The sequence below is a fragment of the Dechloromonas sp. CZR5 genome, from assembly GCF_008711155.1.
Taxonomy (GTDB): domain Bacteria; phylum Pseudomonadota; class Gammaproteobacteria; order Burkholderiales; family Rhodocyclaceae; genus Azonexus.
On sequence record NZ_VUYQ01000026.1, the window covers coordinates 1 to 1,286 of the forward strand.

Annotated in this window: 1 pseudogene; it reads right to left on the reverse strand. The window is 64.6% G+C overall.

The annotated features are described in order from the left end of the window. Nucleotides 1-1,268: pseudogene (locus tag F1002_RS20840) on the reverse strand (DNA repair protein); the annotation flags it as partial. Nucleotides 1,269-1,286: the final 18 nt, after the last annotated feature.

Sequence of the window (1,286 nt, forward strand, 5' to 3'; positions counted from 1 at the left end):
GACGCGGCCAGCCCTTGCTCATCGTAAGGAGGGGGCAGCGCGGCAAGCGTGCTGGCCAGGCGCGCCAGTGCAGTACTTGACTGCTGTGCATGCTGTTCCAACTGTTTTGCGATCATCCGCCGCGACGTAGCGATCTGGCGGCGCTCGGCCTGTTCTTCAGCCACCTCGACGCCCTTGCACTCTGCGTCGCCTGGGCCCATCGCGGCCAGTTCCTGATCGATATCCGCCAACACCGTTCGCGCTTGGGCGCACATCTGGACTTTTGCGGCCAGAGCGCTCAGCTTGGCCCCCCGGTCTCGCGCAATCGCTTCCCGGTGTTCCGCCCAGGCCAGTGCCTGCGAGGCACCTACCAACAACTTGCGCTGTTGCCGCGCAACGGCAAGCTCGCCTTGCGCGGCCAACTTCTGGCGAGCCAGCCGAGCAATCTCGGCCTTTGCACTCGGAACGAGTGCTTGCGCTTCGTATGCATCGCCTAGCAGCTTGCACTGGCCCTGCAGGTCAGTGCCGGCGCAAGGTACTTCGCCCGCCAACCCGAACCGGTGGGCGAGTTCTTCTGCCTTCAGCGCGGCCTTGCCCGCATCGCGCTCGATGTCAGCCAATTTCTGTTCGGCCAGCCGCTCAGCAGCTTGGCATTGCACCAGTGCGTTGGTCTGATCGCGGCAGGCACGCGTCAGCGTGAGGCGATGAGACAGCACGCGCTCGGCCAGCGGCAGGCGAACCGTCGCCCATTGCACGGCACGCGCGTCGGCGAGCGTATCGAGGTTCCGCTGCCGTGACTGCATCAAGGCCTGTCGCCTGGTGTGCTCCCGCTGTAGTCGGTTGGCAATGCGCTGATCAAGTCGTTCGAGGCGCTCGCATTCACCGTTATCCTGTGCCTGTAGCGTCCGTTGCGCCTGGACGTCTCCATCAACCAAGGATTTGCGCTCAGCCAGCAACTGCGAACGCCGTACCTCGATGCCTCGCGACTGCTCACGCTCTACCGACAAGCAGGCATGCGAGGCGTGGGCCACTTCGACTGCACGCTGCGCCTCTTGGCGCGTCGTTTCGCAGCGCGTGACGAGCTCGGCCGCACCGTCGAGTCGCAGGCGCTCGCCGCGCAGCCGTTCACCATCAAGGTCCAGTCCAGCCAGTTCCTGCCGTATCAGCATGAGCCCGCTCTTGAGCAGGCGAGCGGTCTCCGATGCTTTCTGACCCAGCGCACGGATTTCCTCCTGTCCCAGCAGATCAGCAAGCAAGGTCTTGATCTCGGCATTGCGGTAAGCGCTCAACGGCCGCTTGCCTTGGGC